This window comes from Lawsonibacter asaccharolyticus (assembly GCF_022453915.1).
GTDB classification, from domain to species: domain Bacteria; phylum Bacillota; class Clostridia; order Oscillospirales; family Oscillospiraceae; genus Lawsonibacter; species Lawsonibacter asaccharolyticus.
In genome coordinates, this window is sequence record NZ_CP091870.1 from 1,841,527 (window position 1) to 1,863,468 (window position 21,942).

General features: G+C 61.3%; 21 protein-coding genes and 1 tRNA gene. 6 read left to right on the top strand and 16 right to left on the bottom strand.

The features are described 5' to 3' along the window. Nucleotides 1-639: 639 nt before the first annotated feature. The gene (locus tag L9O85_RS08775) at nt 640-2,307 is read left to right on the top strand and encodes an ammonium transporter (protein ID WP_301578411.1); all 1,668 of its coding nucleotides are present in this window, start codon (nt 640-642) and stop codon (nt 2,305-2,307) included. 170 nt (nt 2,308-2,477) lie between these two features. On the opposite strand, the gene L9O85_RS08780 is transcribed toward L9O85_RS08775, so the two are convergent. The 9 genes from L9O85_RS08780 to L9O85_RS08820 all read right to left on the bottom strand — a co-directional run bounded on the left by L9O85_RS08780 (nt 2,478) and on the right by L9O85_RS08820 (nt 11,222). Then, nucleotides 2,478-3,242, bottom strand: coding sequence for an ABC transporter ATP-binding protein (locus tag L9O85_RS08780; RefSeq protein ID WP_301578412.1), 765 nt, complete (start codon nt 3,240-3,242; stop codon nt 2,478-2,480). Next, nucleotides 3,239-4,249 (bottom strand): FecCD family ABC transporter permease, encoded by a 1,011-nt coding sequence (locus L9O85_RS08785; protein ID WP_050624050.1) that lies wholly within the window; start codon nt 4,247-4,249, stop codon nt 3,239-3,241. Before L9O85_RS08785 ends, L9O85_RS08780 begins: the two co-directional genes overlap by 4 nt. Then, on the bottom strand, nt 4,212-5,180 hold the full coding sequence (locus L9O85_RS08790) for an ABC transporter substrate-binding protein (protein WP_242850317.1): 969 nt from the start codon (nt 5,178-5,180) through the stop codon (nt 4,212-4,214). Before L9O85_RS08790 ends, L9O85_RS08785 begins: the two co-directional genes overlap by 38 nt. A gap of 251 nt (nt 5,181-5,431) precedes the next feature. Next, nucleotides 5,432-6,331 (bottom strand): dihydrodipicolinate synthase family protein, encoded by a 900-nt coding sequence (locus L9O85_RS08795; protein ID WP_301578413.1) that lies wholly within the window; start codon nt 6,329-6,331, stop codon nt 5,432-5,434. Further along, nucleotides 6,325-7,158 (bottom strand): SDR family oxidoreductase, encoded by an 834-nt coding sequence (locus L9O85_RS08800; RefSeq protein WP_050624048.1) that lies wholly within the window; start codon nt 7,156-7,158, stop codon nt 6,325-6,327. Before L9O85_RS08800 ends, L9O85_RS08795 begins: the two co-directional genes overlap by 7 nt. 52 nt (nt 7,159-7,210) lie before the next feature. After that, entirely contained in the window at nt 7,211-8,479 is a 1,269-nt protein-coding gene (locus L9O85_RS08805) for a TRAP transporter large permease (RefSeq protein ID WP_050624047.1), read from the bottom strand. Between the two features lie 15 nt (nt 8,480-8,494). Continuing rightward, nucleotides 8,495-8,998, bottom strand: a complete 504-nt coding sequence (locus L9O85_RS08810) for a TRAP transporter small permease (protein WP_050624046.1) — start codon at nt 8,996-8,998, stop codon at nt 8,495-8,497. Nucleotides 8,999-9,073: 75 nt separating this feature from the next. Beyond that, complete coding sequence (locus L9O85_RS08815) at nt 9,074-10,144, bottom strand: TRAP transporter substrate-binding protein (RefSeq protein WP_108981111.1); 1,071 nt, start codon at nt 10,142-10,144, stop codon at nt 9,074-9,076. Between the two features lie 364 nt (nt 10,145-10,508). Beyond that, nucleotides 10,509-11,222: a FadR/GntR family transcriptional regulator gene (locus L9O85_RS08820; RefSeq protein ID WP_050624044.1), complete on the bottom strand. Its 714-nt coding sequence runs from the start codon at nt 11,220-11,222 to the stop codon at nt 10,509-10,511. 232 nt (nt 11,223-11,454) lie between these two features. On the opposite strand from L9O85_RS08820, the gene L9O85_RS08825 reads away from it, so the two are divergent. The 3 genes from L9O85_RS08825 to L9O85_RS08835 all read left to right on the top strand — a co-directional run bounded on the left by L9O85_RS08825 (nt 11,455) and on the right by L9O85_RS08835 (nt 14,675). Next, nucleotides 11,455-13,389 carry a RyR domain-containing protein gene (locus tag L9O85_RS08825; protein ID WP_256183479.1) on the top strand — a complete coding sequence of 645 codons (1,935 nt, stop codon included), beginning with the start codon at nt 11,455-11,457 and terminating at the stop codon, nt 13,387-13,389. Between the two features lie 75 nt (nt 13,390-13,464). Further along, on the top strand, nt 13,465-13,590 hold the full coding sequence (locus L9O85_RS08830) for a hypothetical protein (RefSeq protein WP_256183478.1): 126 nt from the start codon (nt 13,465-13,467) through the stop codon (nt 13,588-13,590). A gap of 221 nt (nt 13,591-13,811) precedes the next feature. Beyond that, nucleotides 13,812-14,675 (top strand): DUF4397 domain-containing protein, encoded by an 864-nt coding sequence (locus tag L9O85_RS08835; RefSeq protein WP_276756804.1) that lies wholly within the window; start codon nt 13,812-13,814, stop codon nt 14,673-14,675. A 106-nt stretch (nt 14,676-14,781) separates the two neighbouring features. Here the strand turns inward: L9O85_RS08835 and L9O85_RS08840 are convergent, their stop codons facing one another. From L9O85_RS08840 to nth, 5 genes are read right to left on the bottom strand one after another with little or no spacing between them, the layout of a single operon-like run. Continuing rightward, nucleotides 14,782-16,044, bottom strand: a complete 1,263-nt coding sequence (locus tag L9O85_RS08840) for a replication-associated recombination protein A (protein ID WP_050624041.1) — start codon at nt 16,042-16,044, stop codon at nt 14,782-14,784. Nucleotides 16,045-16,092: 48 nt separating this feature from the next. After that, entirely contained in the window at nt 16,093-16,557 is a 465-nt protein-coding gene (locus L9O85_RS08845) for a GNAT family N-acetyltransferase (protein ID WP_277102665.1), read from the bottom strand. A 15-nt stretch (nt 16,558-16,572) separates the two neighbouring features. Continuing rightward, nucleotides 16,573-17,217 carry a YczE/YyaS/YitT family protein gene (locus L9O85_RS08850; RefSeq protein WP_276756802.1) on the bottom strand — a complete coding sequence of 215 codons (645 nt, stop codon included), beginning with the start codon at nt 17,215-17,217 and terminating at the stop codon, nt 16,573-16,575. Nucleotides 17,218-17,250: 33 nt separating this feature from the next. Then, nucleotides 17,251-17,646, bottom strand: a complete 396-nt coding sequence (locus L9O85_RS08855; RefSeq protein ID WP_077138741.1) for a DUF2500 domain-containing protein — start codon at nt 17,644-17,646, stop codon at nt 17,251-17,253. Next, entirely contained in the window at nt 17,643-18,320 is a 678-nt protein-coding gene (nth, locus tag L9O85_RS08860; protein WP_050624038.1) for an endonuclease III, read from the bottom strand. The genes L9O85_RS08855 and nth overlap by 4 nt, the downstream gene beginning before the upstream one ends. A gap of 311 nt (nt 18,321-18,631) precedes the next feature. Between nth and glyA the strand changes: the two genes are divergently transcribed. After that, the gene (gene glyA, locus L9O85_RS08865) at nt 18,632-19,873 is read left to right on the top strand and encodes a serine hydroxymethyltransferase (RefSeq protein WP_123059178.1); all 1,242 of its coding nucleotides are present in this window, start codon (nt 18,632-18,634) and stop codon (nt 19,871-19,873) included. A gap of 71 nt (nt 19,874-19,944) precedes the next feature. Here the strand turns inward: glyA and trmB are convergent, their stop codons facing one another. After that, the gene (gene trmB, locus L9O85_RS08870) at nt 19,945-20,664 is read right to left on the bottom strand and encodes a tRNA (guanosine(46)-N7)-methyltransferase TrmB (protein WP_242850397.1); all 720 of its coding nucleotides are present in this window, start codon (nt 20,662-20,664) and stop codon (nt 19,945-19,947) included. A 373-nt stretch (nt 20,665-21,037) separates the two neighbouring features. Here trmB and L9O85_RS08875 point away from each other — a divergent pair. Further along, nucleotides 21,038-21,113, top strand: a tRNA-Pro gene (locus tag L9O85_RS08875). A gap of 114 nt (nt 21,114-21,227) precedes the next feature. On the opposite strand, the gene L9O85_RS08880 is transcribed toward L9O85_RS08875, so the two are convergent. Then, nucleotides 21,228-21,941: a DUF5131 family protein gene (locus L9O85_RS08880; RefSeq protein ID WP_301578414.1), complete on the bottom strand. Its 714-nt coding sequence runs from the start codon at nt 21,939-21,941 to the stop codon at nt 21,228-21,230. Nucleotide 21,942 lies beyond the last annotated feature (1 nt).

Here is a 21,942-nt window from a genome sequence, read left to right on the forward strand (position 1 = left end):
CAAAAATACGGCAGTCAAACTCCCGGACTGCCGCCGCGAGACTGCGCTGTCTCTCCCATACGCACATAGCCGTCTTTCACCGCAGGGCTCCCGTCCCAAGCCTAGTCATTTCGCAGGAACTTCACCTCCTTCTTTCAAGTTTAGGCATCTCGAAATTATGTCTCTATCAGAGACATGAGGCCCTCTGTTTTCAGCTATGGGCGAAAGTATAGTACACTACTTCGTGAAAGTCAATATTTTTTGAAATTATATTTTATCTTTATTGCAAATATATGGCCAATTCCAGGAGCGTCCTCCTATTTTATGCAATTTTTACATTCAACTATTTCTTTTCTATTTTTTGAGAAACGCTTCCCTCTCCTTCTGACTCTGGCACGCAAAAAATTTGTTGAACTTGGAAAAGAGGGTCTGCCCTGTCTCCCTGCATTTTGATTGGCTCCCACAAACTTTCTTCCTGCATCTTGACAGGAGAAAACCGGAGGTATAAACTCACACTCAAGCAAAGGCGCTGTCGGGATCAGACCCGGCGGCGCCTGCTTCTTTTGCTGCAGCAGAGGAACCAAAATCAAACGCACAAGGGCGTGCGGGACGGCGAAGGTGCCGGACCGCACGCCCTTGTGTAAAAAGGAGCGAGAGAAGATGGATTTATCGGTATGGTATCTCATGGGCGCAATCCTGGTCTTTTTCATGCAGTGCGGATTCGCAATGGTTGAAACAGGATTTACCCGGGCAAAAAACGTAGGCAACATCATCATGAAGAACCTAATGGATTTCTGCATCGGAACGGTGGTCTTCATCCTGCTGGGCTACGGCATCATGAACAGTGAGAACTATTTCTTCGGCCTAATCGGCATGCCGGAGTATCAGATGTTTACGAACTTCTATGCCTTCGACTGGTCTAACTTCTTTTTCCATCTGGTGTTCTGCGCCACAGCGGCCACCATCGTCTCCGGCGCCATGGCGGAGCGCACCAAATTCCTGGCCTACTGCGTGTACTCCGGCGTCATCAGCGCGGTGGTCTACCCCATCGAGGCCGGGTGGGTCTGGAACAGCCAGGGCTGGCTGGTCCAGTTCGGCTATGTGGACTTCGCCGGCTCCTCTGTGATCCACATGGTGGGCGGACTGGCTGCCCTTATCGGCGCGTGGATGCTGGGCCCCCGGATCGGTAAGTACACCCGGGAAAAGGACGGCCGCATCCATGTCAACGCCATCCCCGGGCACTCCCTGACCATGGGCGCGCTGGGGTGCTTCATCCTCTGGTTCTGCTGGTACGGCTTCAACGGCGCCGCCGCCGCAGATGCCGCCCAGCTGGCCCAGATCCTGGGCAACACCACCCTTGCCCCCACCGTGGCCACCTTCACCTGCATGGTCTTCACCTGGGTGCGCAGCGGCAAGCCGGACGTCTCCATGTGTCTGAACGCCTCTCTGGCTGGCCTGGTGGGCATCACCGCCCCCTGTGCCACGGTAGACGCCTTGGGCGCGATCCTCATCGGCGCAGTCGATGGCATCCTGGTGGTGCTGGTGGTGGAGCTGCTGGACTTCAAGCTCCACGTGGACGACCCGGTGGGTGCTGTAGCGGTCCACTGTGCCAACGGCATCTGGGGCACCCTGGCGGACGGCCTGTTCAATACCTCCAGCGGGCTGCTCTACGGCGGCGGTCTCTACCACCTGGGGGTGCAGTGCATGGGTGTAGCTGCCATCGCCGCCTATGCCTCTGTATCCATGTTCCTGGTGTTCAAGTTCATCGACAAGACCATCGGTCTGCGGGTATCCGCCGAGGATGAGATCATCGGCCTGGACATCACAGAGCACGCCCTGGCCTCCGCCTACGCCGACTTCCGCCCCGCAGCCCCCAGCGCCCTAGGCGGAGAAGGGGCCGGCGGACCGGTGGACCTCTCCGGACTTGTGCCGGCCGCGCTGGAATCCCGGCCTGCGCCTGACCCCTCCGGCCGGAAGCTGACCAAGGTGACCATCATCTGTCGGGAGGAGCGCTTCTCCATCCTGAAGGACACCATGGCGGCCATCGGCGTCACCGGCATGACGGTGAGCAACGTGATGGGGTGCGGCACCCAGCTGGGCAAGGTGGGGCAGTACAGGGGCGTCAAAATGAGCATGAACCTGCTTCCTAAGATTCAGGTGGACATCGTGGTGTCCAGGGTGGACCCCGCCCTGGTGGTGGCTGCGGCGGAAAAAGCCCTCCGCACTGGCAATCAGGGGGACGGAAAGATCTTCCTTTACAACGTAGAAAACGTGGTCAAGGTCCGGACCGGTGAGACGGACTATGATGCCCTCCAGGACGACAACTGAACGGCTCCTCCCCGCCGGAGCAGGCACCGCTATTCTCATAGGGCGGCTTCCAGCGGCTCCCTCTCAAGCTGGCTGATCCGCTGATCAGCATAAAAGAGCCGTTCCCCTATCTCAGGGGGACGGCTCTTTTTATCATACAAGGAAACGGGCAGGGTGGCCCCCCTCCGCTCTCACAGCCGGCTGAAGAGGTACTGCCGCTCCCCCTTCGCCGTCTCCACGCTGTGGGCCCGGACCTGGAATACCTTCTCCAGCACGCCGGAGGCGTAGATCTCCTCCGGCGCACCCACCCGCCGCAGCTGTCCCTCCTCCAGCACCGCCACCCGGTGTGCGCAGCTCAGGGCCAGGTTCAGGTCATGGAGGACCATGACCACCGCTTTTCCCTCCTCCGCCAGCGTCCGGGCGGTCTCCGCCAGCTCCAGCTGGTGGGCGATATCCAGAAAGGTGGTGGGCTCGTCCAGCAGCAGCACCGGGGTGTCCTGGGCCAGCGCCATAGCCAGATAAACCTTCTGTCTCTGTCCACCGGAGAGGTGGGCCATGGGCACCCCCTCCAGCCCGGCCACACCGGTGCGCTCCATGGCTTGGCGGGCCGCCTCCCGGTCCTCCCTGGAGTAGCGGCGGGGATAGCCCAGATAGGGGAAGCGCCCGTGGAGGACCAGGCTCCCCGCCGTGATGCCGGGCAGCGGCCGGCTCTGGGGAAGCAGCGCCGCCAACCGGGCAAACTGCTTGGCGGAGAGCCGGGACACGTCCTGCCCCTCTATCCTTACCTCTCCCCGTTCCGGTGCCATCAGCCGGGCCGCCACCCGCAGGAGAGTGGATTTTCCACAGCCATTAGGCCCGGCCAGGACGGTGACCTTCCCCGGCTCAAAGGCCAGGGATACGTCCCTCAGTACCGGCGGGCCGCCGTAACCCGCCGTGATATGGCATAGCTCCATCATGTCCGCCGCCCTCCCCTCTGCCGGAACAGCAGCCACAGGAAGAAGGGGCCGCCCATCAGGGAGAGCAGGATGCCCACTGGCAGCTCAAAGGGGACGAACAGCACCCGGGCCGCCAGGTCACACACTGTCACCAGCGCCGCCCCCAGGAACAGGGAGGCTGCCAGCAGGTACTTGTGTTCCCCCCCTACCAGGAAGCGGGCCGCGTGGGGCACCAGCAGGCCCACGAAGCCCACCAGCCCGGCAAAGCTCACCGCCGCGCCGCACAGCACCGCCGCCAGGGTAAGCAGGAGGTTCCGGGCCGCCCGGGCGGACAGCCCCAGGGACTGGGCCACCTCATCCCCCAGGGTGAGCAGGTCCAGCTCATAGCTCATGGCAAAGGCCCCCGCCCCGGCCAGGAGGGAAAGCAGGGCCGGCACCTTCAGGGCGGCCACTGTCACCCCAGACAGCCGGCCCACCATAAAGCTGCCTGCCCCCAGGGCGGCCTCCGGGAACAGGATGGAGACCGCGTCGATGGCGGCGGAGAGCATGCTGCTGATGGCCACCCCGGCCAGCACCAGGGTGATGCGGCTGGCCCCGGTCCTCCGGGCCAGGGTGTACACCAGCATACACGCCCCCAGCGCCCCCAGGAAAGCTGCCACCGGGACCGCCGTCATAGAGGTCGGAATCAGGGCGGCGCAGAGGACTGCCCCCAGGCCTGCGCCGGCATTCACCCCGATGATATTGGGCCCCGCCAGGGGGTTGCCCAGCACTCCCTGGATGATGACCCCGCCCACCGCCAGGGCACTGCCGCACAGCAGGGCCGCCAGGGTGCGGGGCAGGCGGGCATAGACCACGATATTGTATGCCTGGGTCTCACCGCCCATCAAGGCGGTCAGGATCTCTGAAAACGGGACTTGGGTGGAGCCGAAGCTCATGCTCAGCAGAGCCGCCCCCAGACTGGCCAGAGCCAGCAGGAGGATGATCCCCCACTTACGCGCCGCCGTATAGGATGTCGGCAAGGACTTCATAGCTCTCTCCCCATCGCGCATTAGGCTTGTAGTGGAACAGGGCCTTGTCCAGGATATGGACCCGCCCCTCTTTCACCGCCGCAAGGGACTCCCAAGCCGGGTCGCTGTGGAACAGCTCCGTCAGGCTGTCCAGCGCCTTCTCCGTGCTGGAGCCCATGGTGGTCACGAAGATATGGTCCGGGTCCGCCGCCAGGATGGACTCCATCTGGATCTCCTCCAGCAGTCCGCTGTCGCTGTCCGCGATGTTGATACAGCCCAGATCCTTCAGCATCACGCCGGTGATATTGTCACTGTTCTTGGCCCGGACGCCGGTGGAGTAGGCCCGCAGCAGCAGGACCGTGGGGTGCTCCCCCTCCGGGACACGGGCAAGCGCCCGGTCGATCTCTGCCTGGATATCCAGCCCGTTGGCCTGATACAGGTCGTCCCGCCCCGTCAGACGGGTGCAGATCTCCAGCATGGAGAGGTAGTCGGAGAAGGACTCCACCTTGAACCAAGCGGCGGGAATGCCGGCCGCAGCCAGGGGCTCCGCCAGCGCCAGCTGGCCGTCCAGATCGGGAGTCAGGAGCACCAGGTCAGGCTGGGCAGCGAAAAGCGCCTCCAGCTCCGGGGTCTGGTTGGAGCCCACGTTGGTCACATCCTCCCCCAGCTCCAGCCCCCGCTCATCGTAGGCGTCCTGGGTCACCGCTGCCAGCGTGTCCTCCCCTCCTGCCAGGACCCAGGTCTCCGCGTAGCTGCCGATCAGGGCTGCCACCCGCTGGGGCGCTTCCTCCAGGGTAATGGTACTGCCCAAGCTGTCCGTGAAGCTCACAGAGCTCCCCATCTCCCCGTCCGCCGACGCGGGGGACACCGCCCTTCCGCCAGGAGCGGCGCAGGCGCAGAGGGACAGCAGACAGAGTGCGGTGACCAGGGATATGGATCGTTTCATCATCATCTGGGATTTCCTTTCTTTTCAGAAGCCTGGGTCCGGAGCCCCAGACCGAATGACCGGCCCCATTTTACCACAAGATCTCCCCGGATGCCACAAAAATCTTTTCTTTCCACGGCCTGAAAGGACTTTTCTCCCCCATGCTCCCGGGATGCGGGTCCGGCTGCCTCAATGCTGTGCGCCCGTCGCGGCCTGGAGCCGCGGCGGGCGCTGTCTCTCTCTTTTCGATCAGGATACGAATCTGACGGGCCGGAAGCTCATACCGGCTCCAGGGGCAGGGCCATCAGCTGGGCCATCTTCTCCCTGGCCGCTCCGTCCAGGGGCCGGAAGGGGGCGCGGCAGAAGCCGCAGTCCACCCCCCGCAGGGTCCAGCCGTATTTTATGGCGTTGAAAATGCCCAGCTTCACCGTCTCCTCCACCCGGAGATTGATGGCGTGCTGCCAGTGGTAGGCCTGGGCCATGTCCCCCCGGTCAAAGGCGTCCCGCACCCGGTGGAACAGGGGGGCGAACAGGTTGACCGTGGTGCCGATGGTGGCGCAGGAGCCCATAGCCAGAGCTCCCAGCAGCTGCTCGTCAAAGCCGTTGATCAGGGCCTTGCCAGGGAATGCCTGCCCCATCCGCTCCAGGCTGTACAGGTTGGTGGAGGTGTGCTTGATGCCTACGATGTTCTCGTTGGACAGCAGCCGTCCCGCATTTTCCTTGCTGAACTCCACTCCGGTGAACTGGGGAATGTTATAGACGATGGCGGGCACATCGGGGATGGCCCGGATCACATCCTCGTAGTAGCCCATGATCTCGTCCATGGAAAACTTATAGTAGTAGGGCGGGATCATGGACACCGCCAGGGCCCCGGCGGACATGGCGTGCCGCGCCAGGTCCACCACATCCCGGGTGCGGATGGTGCCTACATGGGAGATAACGGGCACCCGCCCGTCCGCCGCCTTGAGCACGTGCTCCAGCACCTGCTTGCGCTCCTCCAGGGTGAGCAGCAGCCCCTCCCCCGAGGACCCGCAGCAGTAGAAGCCCTCCGCGCCGTCCTGGATCTGGAGCTCCACGATGCGCTCCAGGGCCTCATAATTGACGCTCTCGTCCTCGTTGGTGGGGGTGATGAGGGCCGACCAGATCTTTTGGAACTGCTCCGGCTTCACGTTTACCATGCTGTCCAGCCCCCGTCGATCACCAGATTGGAACCCGTCATAAAGGAGGACGCCTGGGAGGCCAGGAAGATCAGGGCGCCGTTGTACTCATTCTCCTGAGACATGCGGCCCATGGGCATCCGGGCGCAGAAGTTGGCCTGGAAGATCTCGTCCTGGGTGTCCCGCCACACGCCGGCGGGGGTGAGGGTGTTGACCCGGATGCCCTGCTTGCCCCAGTAGGTGGCCAGGTAGCGGGTCAGGTTATAGATGCCGGACTTGGCGGCAGAGTAGGCCACCGGCTTGATGAAGGGGACGCCGGTCATCTCCTTCTTATAGGCATAGATGTCCTGGATGGGAGAGAGCATGCCATAGATGGAGCCCACATTGATGATGGAGCCGCCCTTGCCCGCCTTGACCATCCGGGCGCCCACCGCCTGGCAGGCCAGGAAGGTGCCTACCAGGTTCACATCCACTACCTCCCGGAAAATCTCCTCCGGGAAGTTCTCAAAGGGACCGGACACCTCCGGAGGCGCAGAGGGCTGAGTGTCGATGCCGGCGTTGTTCACCAGCACATCAGGGGCGTCCCCCCAGACCGCTTCCATGTCGTCCAGGGCGGCGTTCATCTCCTCCTTCTTAGTGATGTCCACAGAGTAAAAACGCAGAGCGGAGGTCTTCAGGGCCTCCTCCCCCAGGGTCTTGGCGATGCGCTCGTCGTTGACGGTGCGGCCCCACACGGCCACCCTGGCGCCCCGCTTCCAGAGCTCCTGGACGAAATTCTTGCCGATCTGACCCAGGCCGCCGGTGACGATGCAGATCTTATTTTCTACGCTGAACAGTTGATCGCTCATGATGTGATGTACTCCTCTCTAACAATTGGATGATTTGGAACAGGGGACGTTCTCAGCTCAGCAGGGCGTTTGGCAGGGCCGTAACGATCCCCGGTATATAGGTTACCAGAATCAGCGTTAAAATCAAGGGGACCAGGAAGGGCAGGATGGATCGATACAGCCGTTCCAGCTTCAGCTTGTTTACGTCGGAGATGACGAACAGGCACACGCCGAAGGGCGGGGTCACCTGACCGATCATCAGGTTGAGCACCACCATAACGCCGAAGTGGACCAGGTCCAGCCCCAGGCCGTTGGCAATGGGCAGCAGCACAGGGAGCATCAGGGTCAGGATGGCGCCGGGCTCCATCACCATGCCCAGGACGAGCAGCAGGACGTTGATGACCAGCAGGACCACGTTGGGATTGCTGCTGATGCCCAGGATCACATCAGCGAACTGGCGGGAGATGCCCTCCATTGCCATGACGTAGGTGAACAGGGTAGAGGTGCCGATGATGAACAGGGTGTTGGCAGAGGAGATGGCGGAGTCCTTCAGGCACTTCTTGAAGCTCTTCCAGTCCAGGGTCCGGTAGAGGAAGAGGGCGATCAGCAGGGAGTAGATAACCGCAATGGAAGACGCCTCTGTAGGGGTGAACCAGCCCACCACGAAGCCACACAGGATGATGACCGGGGTGATGAGGGCGGGGATGGATCCCAGGAACTGGCGGATCAGGGCCCGCAGGCGGAAGGGGTGGCGCTCATACCTGCGCACGATGGCGAAGTAAAGGACCATCACCATGAGCAGTACGCCCATCAGCAGGCCGGGCACCACGCCGCCCATGAACAGCTGGTCCACACTGACGCTGGCCACACTTCCGTAGATGATCAGGGGGATGGAGGGCGGGAAGATGGGTCCGATGACGGAGGAGGCCGCGGTGACGGCGCCGGCGAAGTCCTCGTCATAGCCGTTCTTTTTCATGGCCTCCATCTCAATGGCGCCCAAGCCGCCGGCGTCGGCCACAGCGGAGCCGGACATGCCGGCGAAAATGATGCTGGCCACCACGTTGGCATGGCCCAGGCCGCCGGGGATCCAGCCCACCAGCTCTTTGGCCGTATCAAAGATCTTCTCCGTGATCTTGCCTGCATTCATCAGGTTGCCCGCCAGAATGAACAGGGGCACTGCGATCAGCAGGAAAGAGTCGATGCCGCTGACCATCTTCTGGCCGATGACCACCAAGGGATACCCCAGAGACAGGCACCCCAGCACGGCGGAGGCGCCGATGGAGATGCTGATAGGGACACCAATGACCAGAAGGAGCACAAACGCTATCAGAAAAATTACCATATCCGTGTCCCTCCCTTATACCTGCGCCCGGCTGCCCCGGGCCTTTTCTGCCACGTGCTCCGCCATCTGCCGCAGAGACTCCAGCGCCATATAGGCTCCAGCCAGGCACATGGGGAAATACTGCACCGTATAGGGCACCGGGATAGTGAAGGTGGAATAGGTGCGGGTGCTGACATAGGGATACTGGGCGGCGAAGGCGACGACCATCACCACGCCCAGCAACAGGCTGAACAGCTTGTTGGCGAAGTACAGCACCTCGTACACCGGGCCCTTGGTGCGGGCGACAAGGAAGTCCAGGCGCATCAGGCCGCTGTCCCGGTACAGGGGGATCAGACCGATAAAGGCCATCCACAGGAAGAGGATGCCGCACAGCTGCACGTTCCCGCCAAAGGACTGGCCCAGAAAGTTACGGCGGAGCAGCTCCACCACGATGACCAGCACCAGGGCCGCAATGGTGAGCATGCAGATCACTTCCGCGCCCTTGGCCACCCCTTTGGAGATCTTGTTACACAATTTCATACGATTTCTCCCCTCTACAAAGGACAGCTGCATAGGCAGGGGCCTATGCAGCTGTCAGCGCAGATTTTGTTTGGATCAGCGCACCTCCGCCAGGATGGCGTCCAGCAGCTCCTGGTCGTACCAGCTCTCATCCTTATACTGATCATAGTAGGCGTCGCCGCCCAGCGCGTCCTTGAAGGACTGGACATCAGGCTCGAAGTCGAACTCCACGCCGGCGTCCTGCAGAGTCTTGGTGGCGGTCTCGTTGTCGGCGGCGATGGTGTCAAAGCTGTACTTGGCAGCTGCCTTGGCCTGTTCCTTCAGGATCTCCTGTACGGCGGGGTCCAGGCCGTTCCAGGTGTTGGCGTTGGCGGCCATGGTGCAGCCCATCCACATGTAGTTGATGTTGGAGAAGTATTTGATGTCGTCATAAGTGGCGTTGGCGACCAGGTGATAGGTGGCATTATCCTGGGCCTCGGCGGTGCCATTGGACAGGGCCAGGGCCAGCTCAGGCAGAGCCAGGGCCACGGGGGTGGCGCCCAGAGCCTGCCACACGTCCAGGTACAGCTGGCTCTCAGGCACGCGGATCTTCAGGCCCTGCACGTCGGCGGCGGTGTGGACGGGCCGGTTGGTGGTGGAGATGTGGCGCATACCGTTATCGCCCTCGGACAGGAAGACCAGGCCGAACTCCTCGAGGCCGGAGAAGATCTGCTCACCGATCTCGCTGTTGGTCACCTCATAAGCCTGCTCCGCGCTGTCAAACAGGAAGGGCAGGTCCAGCACCTTGGCTTTCTCATAGAAGGAGGTAAAACCGGAGGTGCCGGCAAAGATCAGGTCGATGGTGCCCATGCGGGTGGACTCGATAGATTCGGCGTCGCTGCCCAGCTCGTTGGAGTGGTGGACATCCAGGGTGATGGCGCCGTCAGAGGCCTCGTTCACCAGACGGGCGTACTCAATGATTGTCTTAGTGGGGACGGAGTTCTCGTTGCCGGGGGAATAGATGGTCAGCTCAATGGGCTCGATGCCGCCGGAGGCGGGAGTGCTGGCGGCTGGAGTGCTGGTGCCGGCATTGGCGGAGCTGCCGCCGGCAGGAGTGCTGTTGTTTCCGCAGGCAGCCAGGGAAAAGGCCATGGCGCCGGCCAGCACAAGGGAAGCAAGTTTTTTCATTACAGGATCCTCCTTATCGTTGTGTCCGAAGCTACATACCACCGTCCTCCCTTTCGTCAGACGGACGATTGTATGACATCTGACTATAGTATATTAAGACTGCATTAAGATGTCAATGGAAAAAGCCGACAAAATTCCTCTCTCATTTTTGTGCTAATTTCCGCTCTGCTCTCTCTTTTTCTCAAATTTCTCAACATATTGTACAAAGCCGGTTTTCCCCTGGACCCCGCCCGTCTTCCTGGCACGTCCAAAACACCGCTGCCTGAGCCGGACCGTGTCCTCTTCTCTGCCGGGACACAGAAGAAATCCCCCAGCCGCACCGGTACGGCTGGGGGTCTCAAACTGCCGGGCTGGGCAGTTCCGATTATTTTGTCTCGTGTCCCGGGGCATGGATGTTCTGGGTCAGATCCTCCTGGACCTTGTCCAGATGGGCCCGCATCTCCCGCTCCGCCTGGGCGGCATCCCGGGCCAGGATGGCGTTCATAATATTGCTGTGGGGCATGACCGCGTTCTTCACGTTCTGCTCCACCTGGAAGGTCTTGCTGCGGAAGGTCTGCATTCCCTGGCACACATGGCTGTTGATCTCGATCATCAGTGCGTTCCCGCTGCTCTCCACGATGGCGCTGTGGAACTGCTCGTCCAGGCGGCCGATCATAGCCGCGTCCCCCTCCTGAATGGCGCTTAGGAAGCTACGGTGGATGTTCTCCAGGCGGCGGATATCCTCGGTGTTGCATCGCTCCGCCATCCGCCGGGCCGCCATAGGCTCCAGCGCCGTGCGGATCTCGATGGAGTCCCGCAGTTCCCGCTCGTTCTCCACCAGCCAGTCGATGGCCCCGATATCCCGCTCTGCAGGGTTCTCCGCCACAAAGGCCCCCCGTCCCGGCTTGATCTCCACCACACCCTTGGCCTGGAGCAGCCGGAATGCCTCCCGCACAGTGCCACGGCCCACCCCCAGGCGCTGGCACAGCTCCATCTCCGGCGGCAGCTTTTTCCCAGGCTGATACTGCTCCTCCTGGATCAGCTCTCTGATCCTCTCCTCTACCTGCTGGACAATGGGGACCCTGGAAATGGGTTCCATATGCCTCACCTCCGCCTGTCTTTTGGGCATGTCATTGTTTTTATTCTACAACCCGATGCCCTATACGTCAAGGATTTCTTTCTTTTGTATGACAATTATTGTTTTTTGTATGACATTTTTCTCTTTTCATCTCCCATCCCCAGCTCTTGCCAAGGCCGGAAAAAGCGTCTACAATAGAGAAAAGACACCTGCCGCCGGGTCCCGGTCCGGCCCGCTCAGAAAGGAGCCCGCCATGAAACCCAGAGCCTACTATCAGCCCTATCAGTCCGGCCTGCTGCTGGCCCAGGCCTTCTCCCCCTCCAAGACGCCACTGCTCCGCATGGAGCACCTGCGCCAGCTGGACTTTCCCATCAGCCGGGAGATCTCCTACGAGCGCACCGTGGATGAATTCCTCCTCCAGCTGGCGGTAAATGATGCCCTGCGGGCCCTGCGCAGCCGGAAGGACATGGTGATCCTCCTCAACGAGGAGGGCGCCCTCATCCGGGAGGACTGGCACTGGTCCCTGCTCTTCACCCCCAACCGCAGCGAGAAGCGGACCCTGGGTGACTCCTCCGACCTCTATCAGGTCCTGTGCAGCCTGGCTCAGCGCCGGCAGGACGGTGAGGTCTGCCGGGTGGCGGTGCCCGACCGGAGCCTGAAGACCCTGGTCTCCGGTTCCGACCCCTTCTGCATCCTGGACGAGTTCTGCAAATCTCAGCCCGGGGGCTATCTGGCAGTGGCCCAGAACATCGTGCTGGAGGGGACGGACCACCTGTTCCGCCATGTCCCCGTCTGCCGCTACCGGGTTCTGTCTACGGTAGACCTGGGGGAGATCGAGAACTACCACGCCATCAAGACCCTGCTGGACGAGTACATCTATGCATATGACCACCGGGACGCAGGGGAGGACGCCCCCAAGCCAATCTCCATCGCCGTCTTCGGACCTCCTGGCTCCGGCAAGTCCTTCGGCGTCAAGCAGATCGCCCTGAGCCGGGGCAGGTTCCGCATCACCTCCCTGAACCTGTCCCAGTACGACTCGGTCCCCCAGCTCTTCCACGCCCTCCATCAGGCTCTGCGCTATGAAGACGGGCTGATCCCCCTGATCTTCTTCGACGAGTTTGACTCCGAGCTGGGCGGGGTCTCCCGGGGCTGGCTGAAGTATTTCCTGGCCCCCATGCAGGACGGGGAATACACCCTGGACGGCAGCCCCCTGCCCATCCCGGGGGCGGTCTTTGTCTTTGCGGGTGCCACCGCCTCCTCCTTCTCGGAATTTCTTCCCCAGGCCCCGGAGGACGTGCACCGCTTCCAGGCCATCAAGGGCCCCGATTTCGTCAGCCGCCTCAAAGGCATCCTGGACATCAAGGGCCCCAACCCCACCTGCGTTACCGACAAAAAGCACATCATCCGCCGTGCTATGCTGCTGCGCAGCCTGATCCTGAAAAACGTGAAGGGTATCTGCCACCCGGATACCGGACGGGTGGACATCTCCCGGGGCCTGCTGTGCGCTCTGCTGAGGGTGTCGGAGTACCGCCATGGGGCCCGGTCCATTGAATTTATCCTGGGTATGAGCCGGCTGGCTGGCGCAAGCCGGTACACCCCCTCCTGCCTTCCCCTGGCTGCCCAGCTGGACATCCATGTGGATGTCCAGGACTTTATGCGCAAGCTGTCCTTTGAGCAGATGATGGGGGAGGCGGTGGAACAGTACGCCTTCACTGCCCACGAGAAGTACCGCCAGAAGCACCTGGCCGACGCCCAGGCCCGGGGTGCCACCCCCAAGGAGCTCTCCCTGGTGCGGCAGGAACCGGAGATGGCGGACTGGAGCGACCTGGACGAGTTCTACAAGGAGGGCCACCGCTCCCAGATCCGCTATCTGGGGGAGCGGCTGGAGTCTTTCAACATGAGCATCGGCCTGCGCCCCGTCCTTCCCGGGGCCGCGGACACCATCATGGATCTCTACGGCCCAGTGTTGGAACAGCTCTCTGAGCTGGAGCACGAGCGCTGGATGAAGGACAAGCGGGCTGACGGCTGGCGCTACGGCAAGCGGGACAGCGAGCTGAAACTCCACCCAGACATGCGGCCCTATCAGGAGCTGGACGAGTCCACCAAGGAGTTCATCCGGATGTCCGTCCGCAACGTCCCCGACTACCTGAAAGAGATCGGCTACGAGCTGTACCGGAAGTCCTTCTGAGTTTTTTTGCAGTTCGGCTGTTTTTCTGGTATGGATCTCTTTTCCCAGGCAATACTACTGCTGAGGTGAGATTTTATGCCTAAGAACAGCCAGCAGGACCAAAAGCAGGCCCGGCAGAAGAAGAACAGCAAGGGCGCCCAGGCCCAGGGCACGCAGTGCCGGGACCGGGATCAGCGCCAGTCCTCCGACCCCGCGATGTGAAAAACCGGCGGCTGCCCATAGGCAGCCGCCGGTTTCCGCTTTTCAGCGCCTCTCCTGGTATCCTTTCCCTCCAGGTCCGGCCTGTGCTCCTTTCGGCCAGCTTCCCCTCCCCTTTCCCGAAAAAAGGGTGCGGTCACGCCTGTCACCCCTCTCCCGTCCCCGGAATAGGATAGGGCAGCCCAAACCGAAAGGAGGAAAGCCGAGCTTGTTCGGCTCTTCATATGGAATCCTTCCACTGCTTCTCTTCCGAACCCTTCTCCCCCGACGCCGCCCAGTCCCGTGCCTCCAGCGGCCAGACCCCTGTGATCCCCCTGCCTGACCCCGGAGAGGGCGGTCCTGTGGCGCCCGACATCGGGGGTACTCCGGTGATCCCTCTCCCAAATCCGGGAGAGGGCGGTCCCGTGGCCCCAGGAGGCGGCATCGGCATGGTCCCCGGCTGGCCCCGTTGGAGCAGCATCCGCTTTCTCAACGCGGCCCGCTCCTATCCCCCCTTCCGCATCTTCATCGGCAGCACGCTGGCGGTTCGCTCTCTGGAGTTCACCGCAGTCTCCTCTTACCGCCGGATGGCTTCCGGATACCGGTCCGTCACCGTGTCGGGCCAGGACGGCTACATCTACCTGCAAAAGACCCTGCCCTTCCAGGACAACGCCCCTGTCACCGTAGCAGTGGTCCAGACCGCCGGCGGCCTGGACCTGGTCCCCATCTCCGATGTGTGCTGCCCCCCCACCGGCGCTCTGTCCAACTTCCGGATGAGCAACCTGGCCTACAACAGCCAGCCCCTGGACCTCCTTCTGGCCGACGGCCGGGTGGTCTATACTGACGTGCAATTCAAGGAGACCACCTATTTCAAGCAGATCCGCCCCGGGACCTACCAGTTCTATCTGGCGGAGACCAACCTTCTCCCCATGCCCAGCTACCTGGACATCGAAACCATGGACTCCGCCTTCATCGGGGTGGCACCCCCCTTCTCTGCCTTGGCCTCCCTCCAGCTGGAGGCGGCGCCCAGGTCCACCTACACCCTGTATGTCCTCAGCGGGGGCTCCGGCTCCAACGAGATCCAGACCCTGGTGGTGACAGACCGCTGACTCTCCCGGCAGACAAAGGTCCTGCCTTTCCAGTAAAGGCCCCGCGGGCGGATGCTATCCGCCCGCGGGGCCTTTGGCCTCAACAGCGCCCGCTGGAGGCGGTCTCCTATTTCTTGATCTCCTCCCAGTAGCGCCGGGCGGCCTGCTCTGTCTTGTTGTCCCCGTACTGATAATATTTTCTGTCTTTCAGCTCATTGGGCAGGTACTGCTGCCGCACCCAGTGGCCCGGGAAGTTATGGGGGTAGAGGTAGCCCTGCTCCCGCTCCATCCCCGCCGAGTCGGCATGGACATTCTGGAGCTCCCGTGGGATGTCCCCCGCCAGTCCTGCCTTCACGTCGGCCATAGCCGCGTCAATGGCCATGCAGGCCGTGTTGGACTTGGGAGCGGTTGCCAGAAGGATGGCCGCCTGGGCCAGCGGCAGCCTTGCCTCAGGCAGCCCCAGCTGAAGGGCGCTGTCCACGCAGGCCTTTACGATGGGCACCGCCTGGGGATAGGCCAGGCCGATGTCCTCACTGGCAGAGCAGAGGATGCGGCGGATGGCCGTGATCAGGTCCCCCGCCTCCAGCAGCCGGGCCAGATAATGGACCGCCGCATCCGGGTCTGAACCTCGCATAGATTTCATCAGGGCGGAGGCAATATCAAAGTGATTGTCCCCCTCCCGATCATACCGCATAGCGGACTTCTGGGCCGCCGTCTGGGCGTCTGACAAAGTGACAAGGAATTTTCCTTGCTCCCTTTTCGCCGCCGAGGCCAGCAGCTCCAGGGCGTTCATGGCCTTTCGGATGTCACCGCCGCAGGAGGCAGCAATGTGCTCCCGCACCCCCTCCTCCAGCACCAATCCGCCCCCCAGGCGCCCCTCCAGGATGGACACCCCCCGGTCGATGGCGGGCAGGGCGTCCTCCGCGGTGATGGGCTTGAACTCGAACACGGTGGACCGGGAGAGCACTGCCCCGAACACGTAGAAAAAGGGGTTCTCCGTGGTGGAGGCAATGAGGGTGATCTTGCCGTTCTCCATGAACTCCAGCAGGGACTGCTGCTGCTTCTTGTTGAAATACTGGATCTCATCCAGGTAAAGGAGAACTCCTTCCGGGGCCATCAGGGTCCCGATGTCTGCGATGATCTCTTTGATGTCACTGATGGACGCGGTAGTGGCGTTCAGCCGGTGCAGGGGCCGGTTGGTCCGCCGGGCGATGATGTTGGCCACCGTGGTCTTTCCGGTACCCGAGGGACCGTAAAAGATCAGGTTGGGGATGTCACCCCCCTCGATGATCCGGCGGAGCAGGCCCTCCCTGCCTAAAATATGCTTCTGCCCCACCACTTCATCCAGGGTCTGGGGCCGTATCTCATCTGCCAATGGCCGGTAAGCCATTCCAACACTCCCTTTCCCTCCAGGGGCGCCCGCCCCTGGACCCGCCGCTCACAGCAGCTCCTTTTCCATGCACAGGGTGTCCTTGTTGTCCGCAAAGATGGTGAGAGTCTCGATCTCCCGGTATCCCATTTTTCTGTAAAGGGATATCGCTTCCGGGATATCCCGGCCTATCTCCATCACCATGCGGCCAAAGCCCTGAAACAGGGCCTGGAGCTCCAACACCTCCACCACCTGCCTGGCACACCCCCGGCGGCGGTGTTCTGGACGGACATAGACCCAATTCAGTTCCGCTGTGCCCTCCTCCATCGCCCGGAAGGCACCGCAGGCCACCACCTGCCCGTCCCGCAGGAGCAGGCAGGCCTGCCGGATGTCATCCAGGCCGTGGCAGCTCCGGCACTTCAGGGCCGCTGCCCCAAACCGCTCCCCATACTCCCGGTCCATCGCCCGGACCAGCTCCCGGAAGCGCGGGTCCCCGCCGTGGGTCAGCCGGGCCTCTGATCCTTTTCCGCTCATTTCTTGTCCTCCCGTTTATGCTACGCCGGCCAGCCGGCTCATGCCCGCTTTGGTCCAATGGTTTACCAGGGCGATCACCCGCCCAACCCCCACCATGGCCAGCAGAGTGCCCAGGCCGATCCCCACGATCCGCCCGGTCAGCAGCAGGCCCAGGCACACCGTTGCTGCCACGCAGCCCAAATCAAATACGTTCTTGGCAAAGCCCTGATCCCGGCCCATCCTCTGGGCCACCGCCTGGACGATGCCGTCCCCCGGGTTGGGGACCAGCCGCATGTTGACGGTGAGGGCCACCCCCACCCCCGTCAGCACGATGGCCAGGGCCAGCACCGCCAGATTTTCCGGCAGGCTGTGGGCCGCCGCCTGATAGGGGATGCAGGCGCTGCACAGATTCAGCAGCCGGCTGAACACCAGGCTCAGGGGAAACTGCAGCAGTGTGGCCAGCCGCTCCCGCCGCTCCCGGAGAAACAGCTGCACCACCACAAAGATCCCGTAGAGCACAAAGGTCATGTCGCCGAAATTCAGCTCAAAGATCTGGGACACACAGTAGGCCACTGAGATGATGGGAGATACCCCCAGCCCCGTCTTTGTGTTCAGGGTGATCCCCGCCGCCAGGACCACCATTCCCAGAACATAAAAGATCCAGCGATTCACTTTTTCCACTGGTCCGCTTCTCCCCTCATTCGGTCTCTCCACTCATGTGCGGCGGAACCCCTGAAAGCGGGTGCCCTGGAAGGTCAGCCGCCCCCGGTCCCCCTCCACCAGAAGGCCGTACTCCATGTCGGGCACTTCCAGCTCCATCCGGTCCCCGCTCTCCACCTGAAAAGTGGCGTAGTAATAGGTCCGGCTGGAGGCATGTCTCCTGCTGTGCTCAGTCCCCCCGTGGCGGTAGGTGCGCACGTCCATGCGCTTGGCCGCCACCTCCGCCTCCACTGTCAGCACCGGGGCGTCGTTGTTCCGCTTCCACTGGGCGGCCCCACGGACCGCTTGGACTGCAATGCCCGCCAGGATCAGCACGAAGACAACCCCGATAAAAATGGGGACAATGGTGAACATGGCGTTGGCCATGCCGAATCCGCCGTATCCGATCATGCTGGCTCTCTCCCTTCTGTCCCCCGGGCTGTCTGCCCGCTCTTTGCGAAGTGGTCACACCAGGGCCGCAGGACGCAGCTCTGGCACTGGGGACGGCGTGCGATGCACACAGCACGCCCGTGGAGGACCAGCCGGTGGCAGAAGTCGTTGGACTCCTCCGGCGGCAGGATGGCCCGCAGCTGCTGCTCCACCTTTCCCGGGTCCTTGGTGCCGTCGGTCAGGCCCAGAAGGCCGGAAATGCGGATGCAGTGAGTATCCGCCACCACCACCCCTGGGGTGTGGTACACGTCCCCCAGGATCAGGTTGGCCGTCTTCCGGCCCACCCCGGGCAGCTTCAGCAGCTCCTCCATGGTGTCCGGCACCCGCCCTCCGTAGTCCCGCAGAAGCATCTGGGAGGCCAGCACGATGTCCTTCGCCTTGGCCCGGAAAAAGCCGGTGGAGTGGATGTACCTCTCCACCTCCGCGATGTCCGCCTCCGCCAGCGCCTCCAGGGTAGGGAAGCGGGCATAGAGGGCCGGTGTCACCTTGTTCACCCGCTCATCGGTGCACTGAGCCGCCAGACGCACCGAGAACAGCAGCTCATAGTCCTTTCTGTAATCCAGAGAGCAGACCCCATCCGGGTAGAGCTCCTTCAGCCCATTGACAATGCTCCAGATCTCTTCTATGGTTTTCATCCTGTCTCACACCTTTCGGACCGCTCCGCCCTTTAGGCGAGGCCTGTCCTGTCATATCCGGGGCCTGCGCCCCTCACTCCCGCTCCCAGTCAGAGGGGCCAAAGGTCAGGACGGCCTCTCCCCTGCTGGTCTTTACATCGGGGCTTCTTCCCCCATATCTTACACCAGCACCCCGGTCCTTGTAAAGCAAGCTCTTCCTTTCTTCCCTATTTTCATTGTAATTTCCGCCCCATCTGCTATAATAGGGAAGACGGCCCCGGCCCCGCCGGGCATCAACTGACAAAGGAGTGTTCCCATTGGTCCAGGAAGCCATGGATTTCATCACCGCCGCCGACCCCGAGGTCGGCAGGGCAATTCAGGCGGAATATGACCGCCAGCAGCAGAACATCGAACTCATCGCCTCGGAGAACGTGGTCAGCTCCGCCGTGCTGGCCGCTGCCGGTACGGTGCTCACCAACAAATACGCGGAGGGCTACCCCGGAAAACGGTATTACGGCGGCTGCCAGTGCGTAGATGTAGTGGAGGACATCGCCATCCAGCGGGCCAGGCAGCTCTTCGGCGCCGGCTTTGCCAATGTACAGCCCCATTCCGGCGCACAGGCAAACTACGCTGTCTACCAAGCCCTCTGCCAGTATGGCGACACCGTCTTGGGCATGAGCCTGGACAATGGCGGCCACCTGACCCACGGCTCCCCCGTCAACTTCTCCGGGAAGCAGTACAAAATGGTGGCCTACGGCGTAGACCCCGTAACCCACCGCATCGACTATGACCAGGTTCGAGATCTGGCCAGACGTCACCGCCCCAAAATGATCATCGCCGGTGCCTCCGCTTACCCCCGTATCATTGACTTCCAGTGCTTCGCGGAGATCGCCCACGAGGTGGGGGCCTACCTGTTCGTGGACATGGCTCACATCGCCGGCCTGGTGGCCGCCGGGCTCCATCCATCCCCTATCCCCTACGCCGACGTGGTCTCCACCACCACCCACAAGACCCTCCGCGGACCCAGGGGCGGCATGTTGCTGTGCAACGATCCGGAGATCGCCAAAAAGCTGAACTCCGCCATCTTCCCCGGCTCCCAGGGCGGCCCCCTGGAGCACATCATCGCCGCCAAGGCGGTGGCGCTGGGCGAAGCACTCCGGCCGGAATTTAAGGCCTATCAGCAGCAGATCGTCAAAAACGCCGCCGTCCTGGCAGAGTCCATTATGGAGGGCGGCCTGGACCTGGTCTCCGGCGGCACGGACAACCACCTGATGCTGGTAGACCTGCGCCCTGCCCATCTCACCGGCAAGGAGATGGAGCACCGTCTGGATGAGGTATATATCACTGTCAATAAAAACGCCATCCCCAATGACCCGGAAAAGCCCTTCGTCACCTCCGGCATCCGGGTGGGCACCCCCGCCGTTACCTCCCGCGGCTTCCGGGAGGAAGAGATGCGGACCGTGGGCCGGCTGATCTGTCAGGCCGCCCAGGCCGATTTTGAGGACAAGATCGACAGCCTGCGGGCCCAAGTCAAGGAGCTGACCGGGAAATACCCGCTCTATCAGGGGCAGTAAGGCCGGACATACAGCGGTCTATCAGAAAGCAGTACCGCGGCGGAAAAGGCCGCCGCGGTACTGCTCTTTCTTTATCGGTCCTCCGCCAGCACCTTGCCGCCGTCCTGCGGCGCCAGATCCCGGGGCCCGGCGATGGGCCGAAACTTCGGCTCCTGCTCCAGGTGCAGTTTGGTCCCCACGCAGCGGTTGATGGGCGTCCCCAAATCATGGAACTTCTCCTCATAATCCGTCATGATCCCGCAGACCCCGTTCCCATGCAGGTCCCGGGTCACCTCAGACAGCTCATAGCCCGCTTTGGGGAATTGGAACAGGGAGTACTCAAACAGCTCCCGGTTGTCCGTCTTGAAGTGGATCTGTCCCCCGTCCCGCAGGACCCCCCGGTACAGCACCAAGAAGTTCTCGTGGGTGAGCCGCCGCCGGGCGTGCTTGTTGGAGGGCCATGGGTCGCAGAAATTGATGTAGATCCGGTCGGCCTCCCCCGGGGAAAAATAGTCCCGCAGGCGAGCCGCATCCCCGTCCACAAAAAAGACATTGGACAGCCCTTTCTCCACCACCCGCTCCATCGCCACGATCATGGCATCCGGCACCCGCTCCACCGCCACGAACAGGACATCCGGCTCCAGCCCTGCGGTCTCTGCGGTAAAGCGTCCCTTCCCGCATCCCAGCTCTACCCGCAGTTCCCGCGCCTGGGGCATCAGGTCCCGCCAGTGTCCCCTCAGCTCCACCGGATCTGGGATCATCCGGTCCCGGCATCGGTCCATCCGTGGGATCAGATTGGGCTTTTTTCTCATTCTCACAGCTCAGTCACCTCATGTCGGAAGTCGTCCCCTATCTTAACATAAGAAAAGAATACTTGCAATCTTTTCTCGTTTATATTATACTATGAAACAGTAACAGTCTTTATCTGCAGAGCACTGACTCCTTACAGGAAAATCAAATTATCCGGGTGTAGCGCAGTTGGTAGCGCGCTTGCTTTGGGAGGATAGACGACTTATCCATTCCCCCGAAAGCGAGATCCCGGAAGTCCTTGAGGCAGTAGCTTGCGGCGGAAATCCCCCGGTAAAAAACCTCCCGCAAAATCAGGCTTGACCACAGCGTTGCCCACAGACATGAAAAACTTGCTTTTTCTTTCCCTGCGTGGTATCATGCAGAAAAACTAAATATCCGGGATTAGCGCAGTTGGTAGCGCGGGTGGTTTGGGACCATCAGGCCGGGAGTTCGAGTCTCCCATCTCGGACCAAATCCCCTCTGGAACTTGCTCCAGAGGGGATTTGTCTTGTTTACTGCGGCGCAATTCCTGAATAAGTTCAATTGCAACGTCACTGTGCTCTCTATGAAATGGATACTGCCACAACTATCCGTGTGTAGGGTAATTTTTGTATTCTTTCCCACCTAAAAGTGATCCAGTCCGTTTCTTGTTGGTTCCCCCCCACTGTTTAAAGAAAAATGCAGTACCGGATTCTTCGCACTTTGATTTCAACTCCATTACCCATTCTTCAAGCATTGGACGGCTTCCAGGGCCGGATTCTCCGCCGACAATTAGCCAGTCTATACCTTGTAGATCCAGATTAGGCAGTGGTGATAAGAGAGGTTCAGCGGATATAAATTTAACATGGGCATTCGTCTGTTTGAGATAATCCGCACGGAAAATAGTATCCTGATTTTCTATCGACACTCCCATCCAGATGTTTCTGCTCCATTGTAAATCGGATGCCAACTGCGCCAATCGCTCTGCCCGCTTGGTTAGAATTTGGAAGGTATGGATAGGTGCTCTATTCATTGTGTCGAATATTCTCATGATAATATCTGCCGGAACATCGTCATGAAACAAATCAGACATCGAATTCACAAAAACCATCTGAGGCTTTTTCCAAGAAAGGGGGGCGGTTAATAAATCTTCATGTATTGTAACATTAAAACCATTTGTATATCGTGGGTTCCCCATGGCCTTGAGCCGTTTGGCAAAACGTGCAGCATAGCAATGCGCACACCCCGCAGAAACTGGCGAACACCCGGTAATGGGGTTCCAAGAAGATTCTGTCCACTCTATTTTTGTTTTCCCAGACATA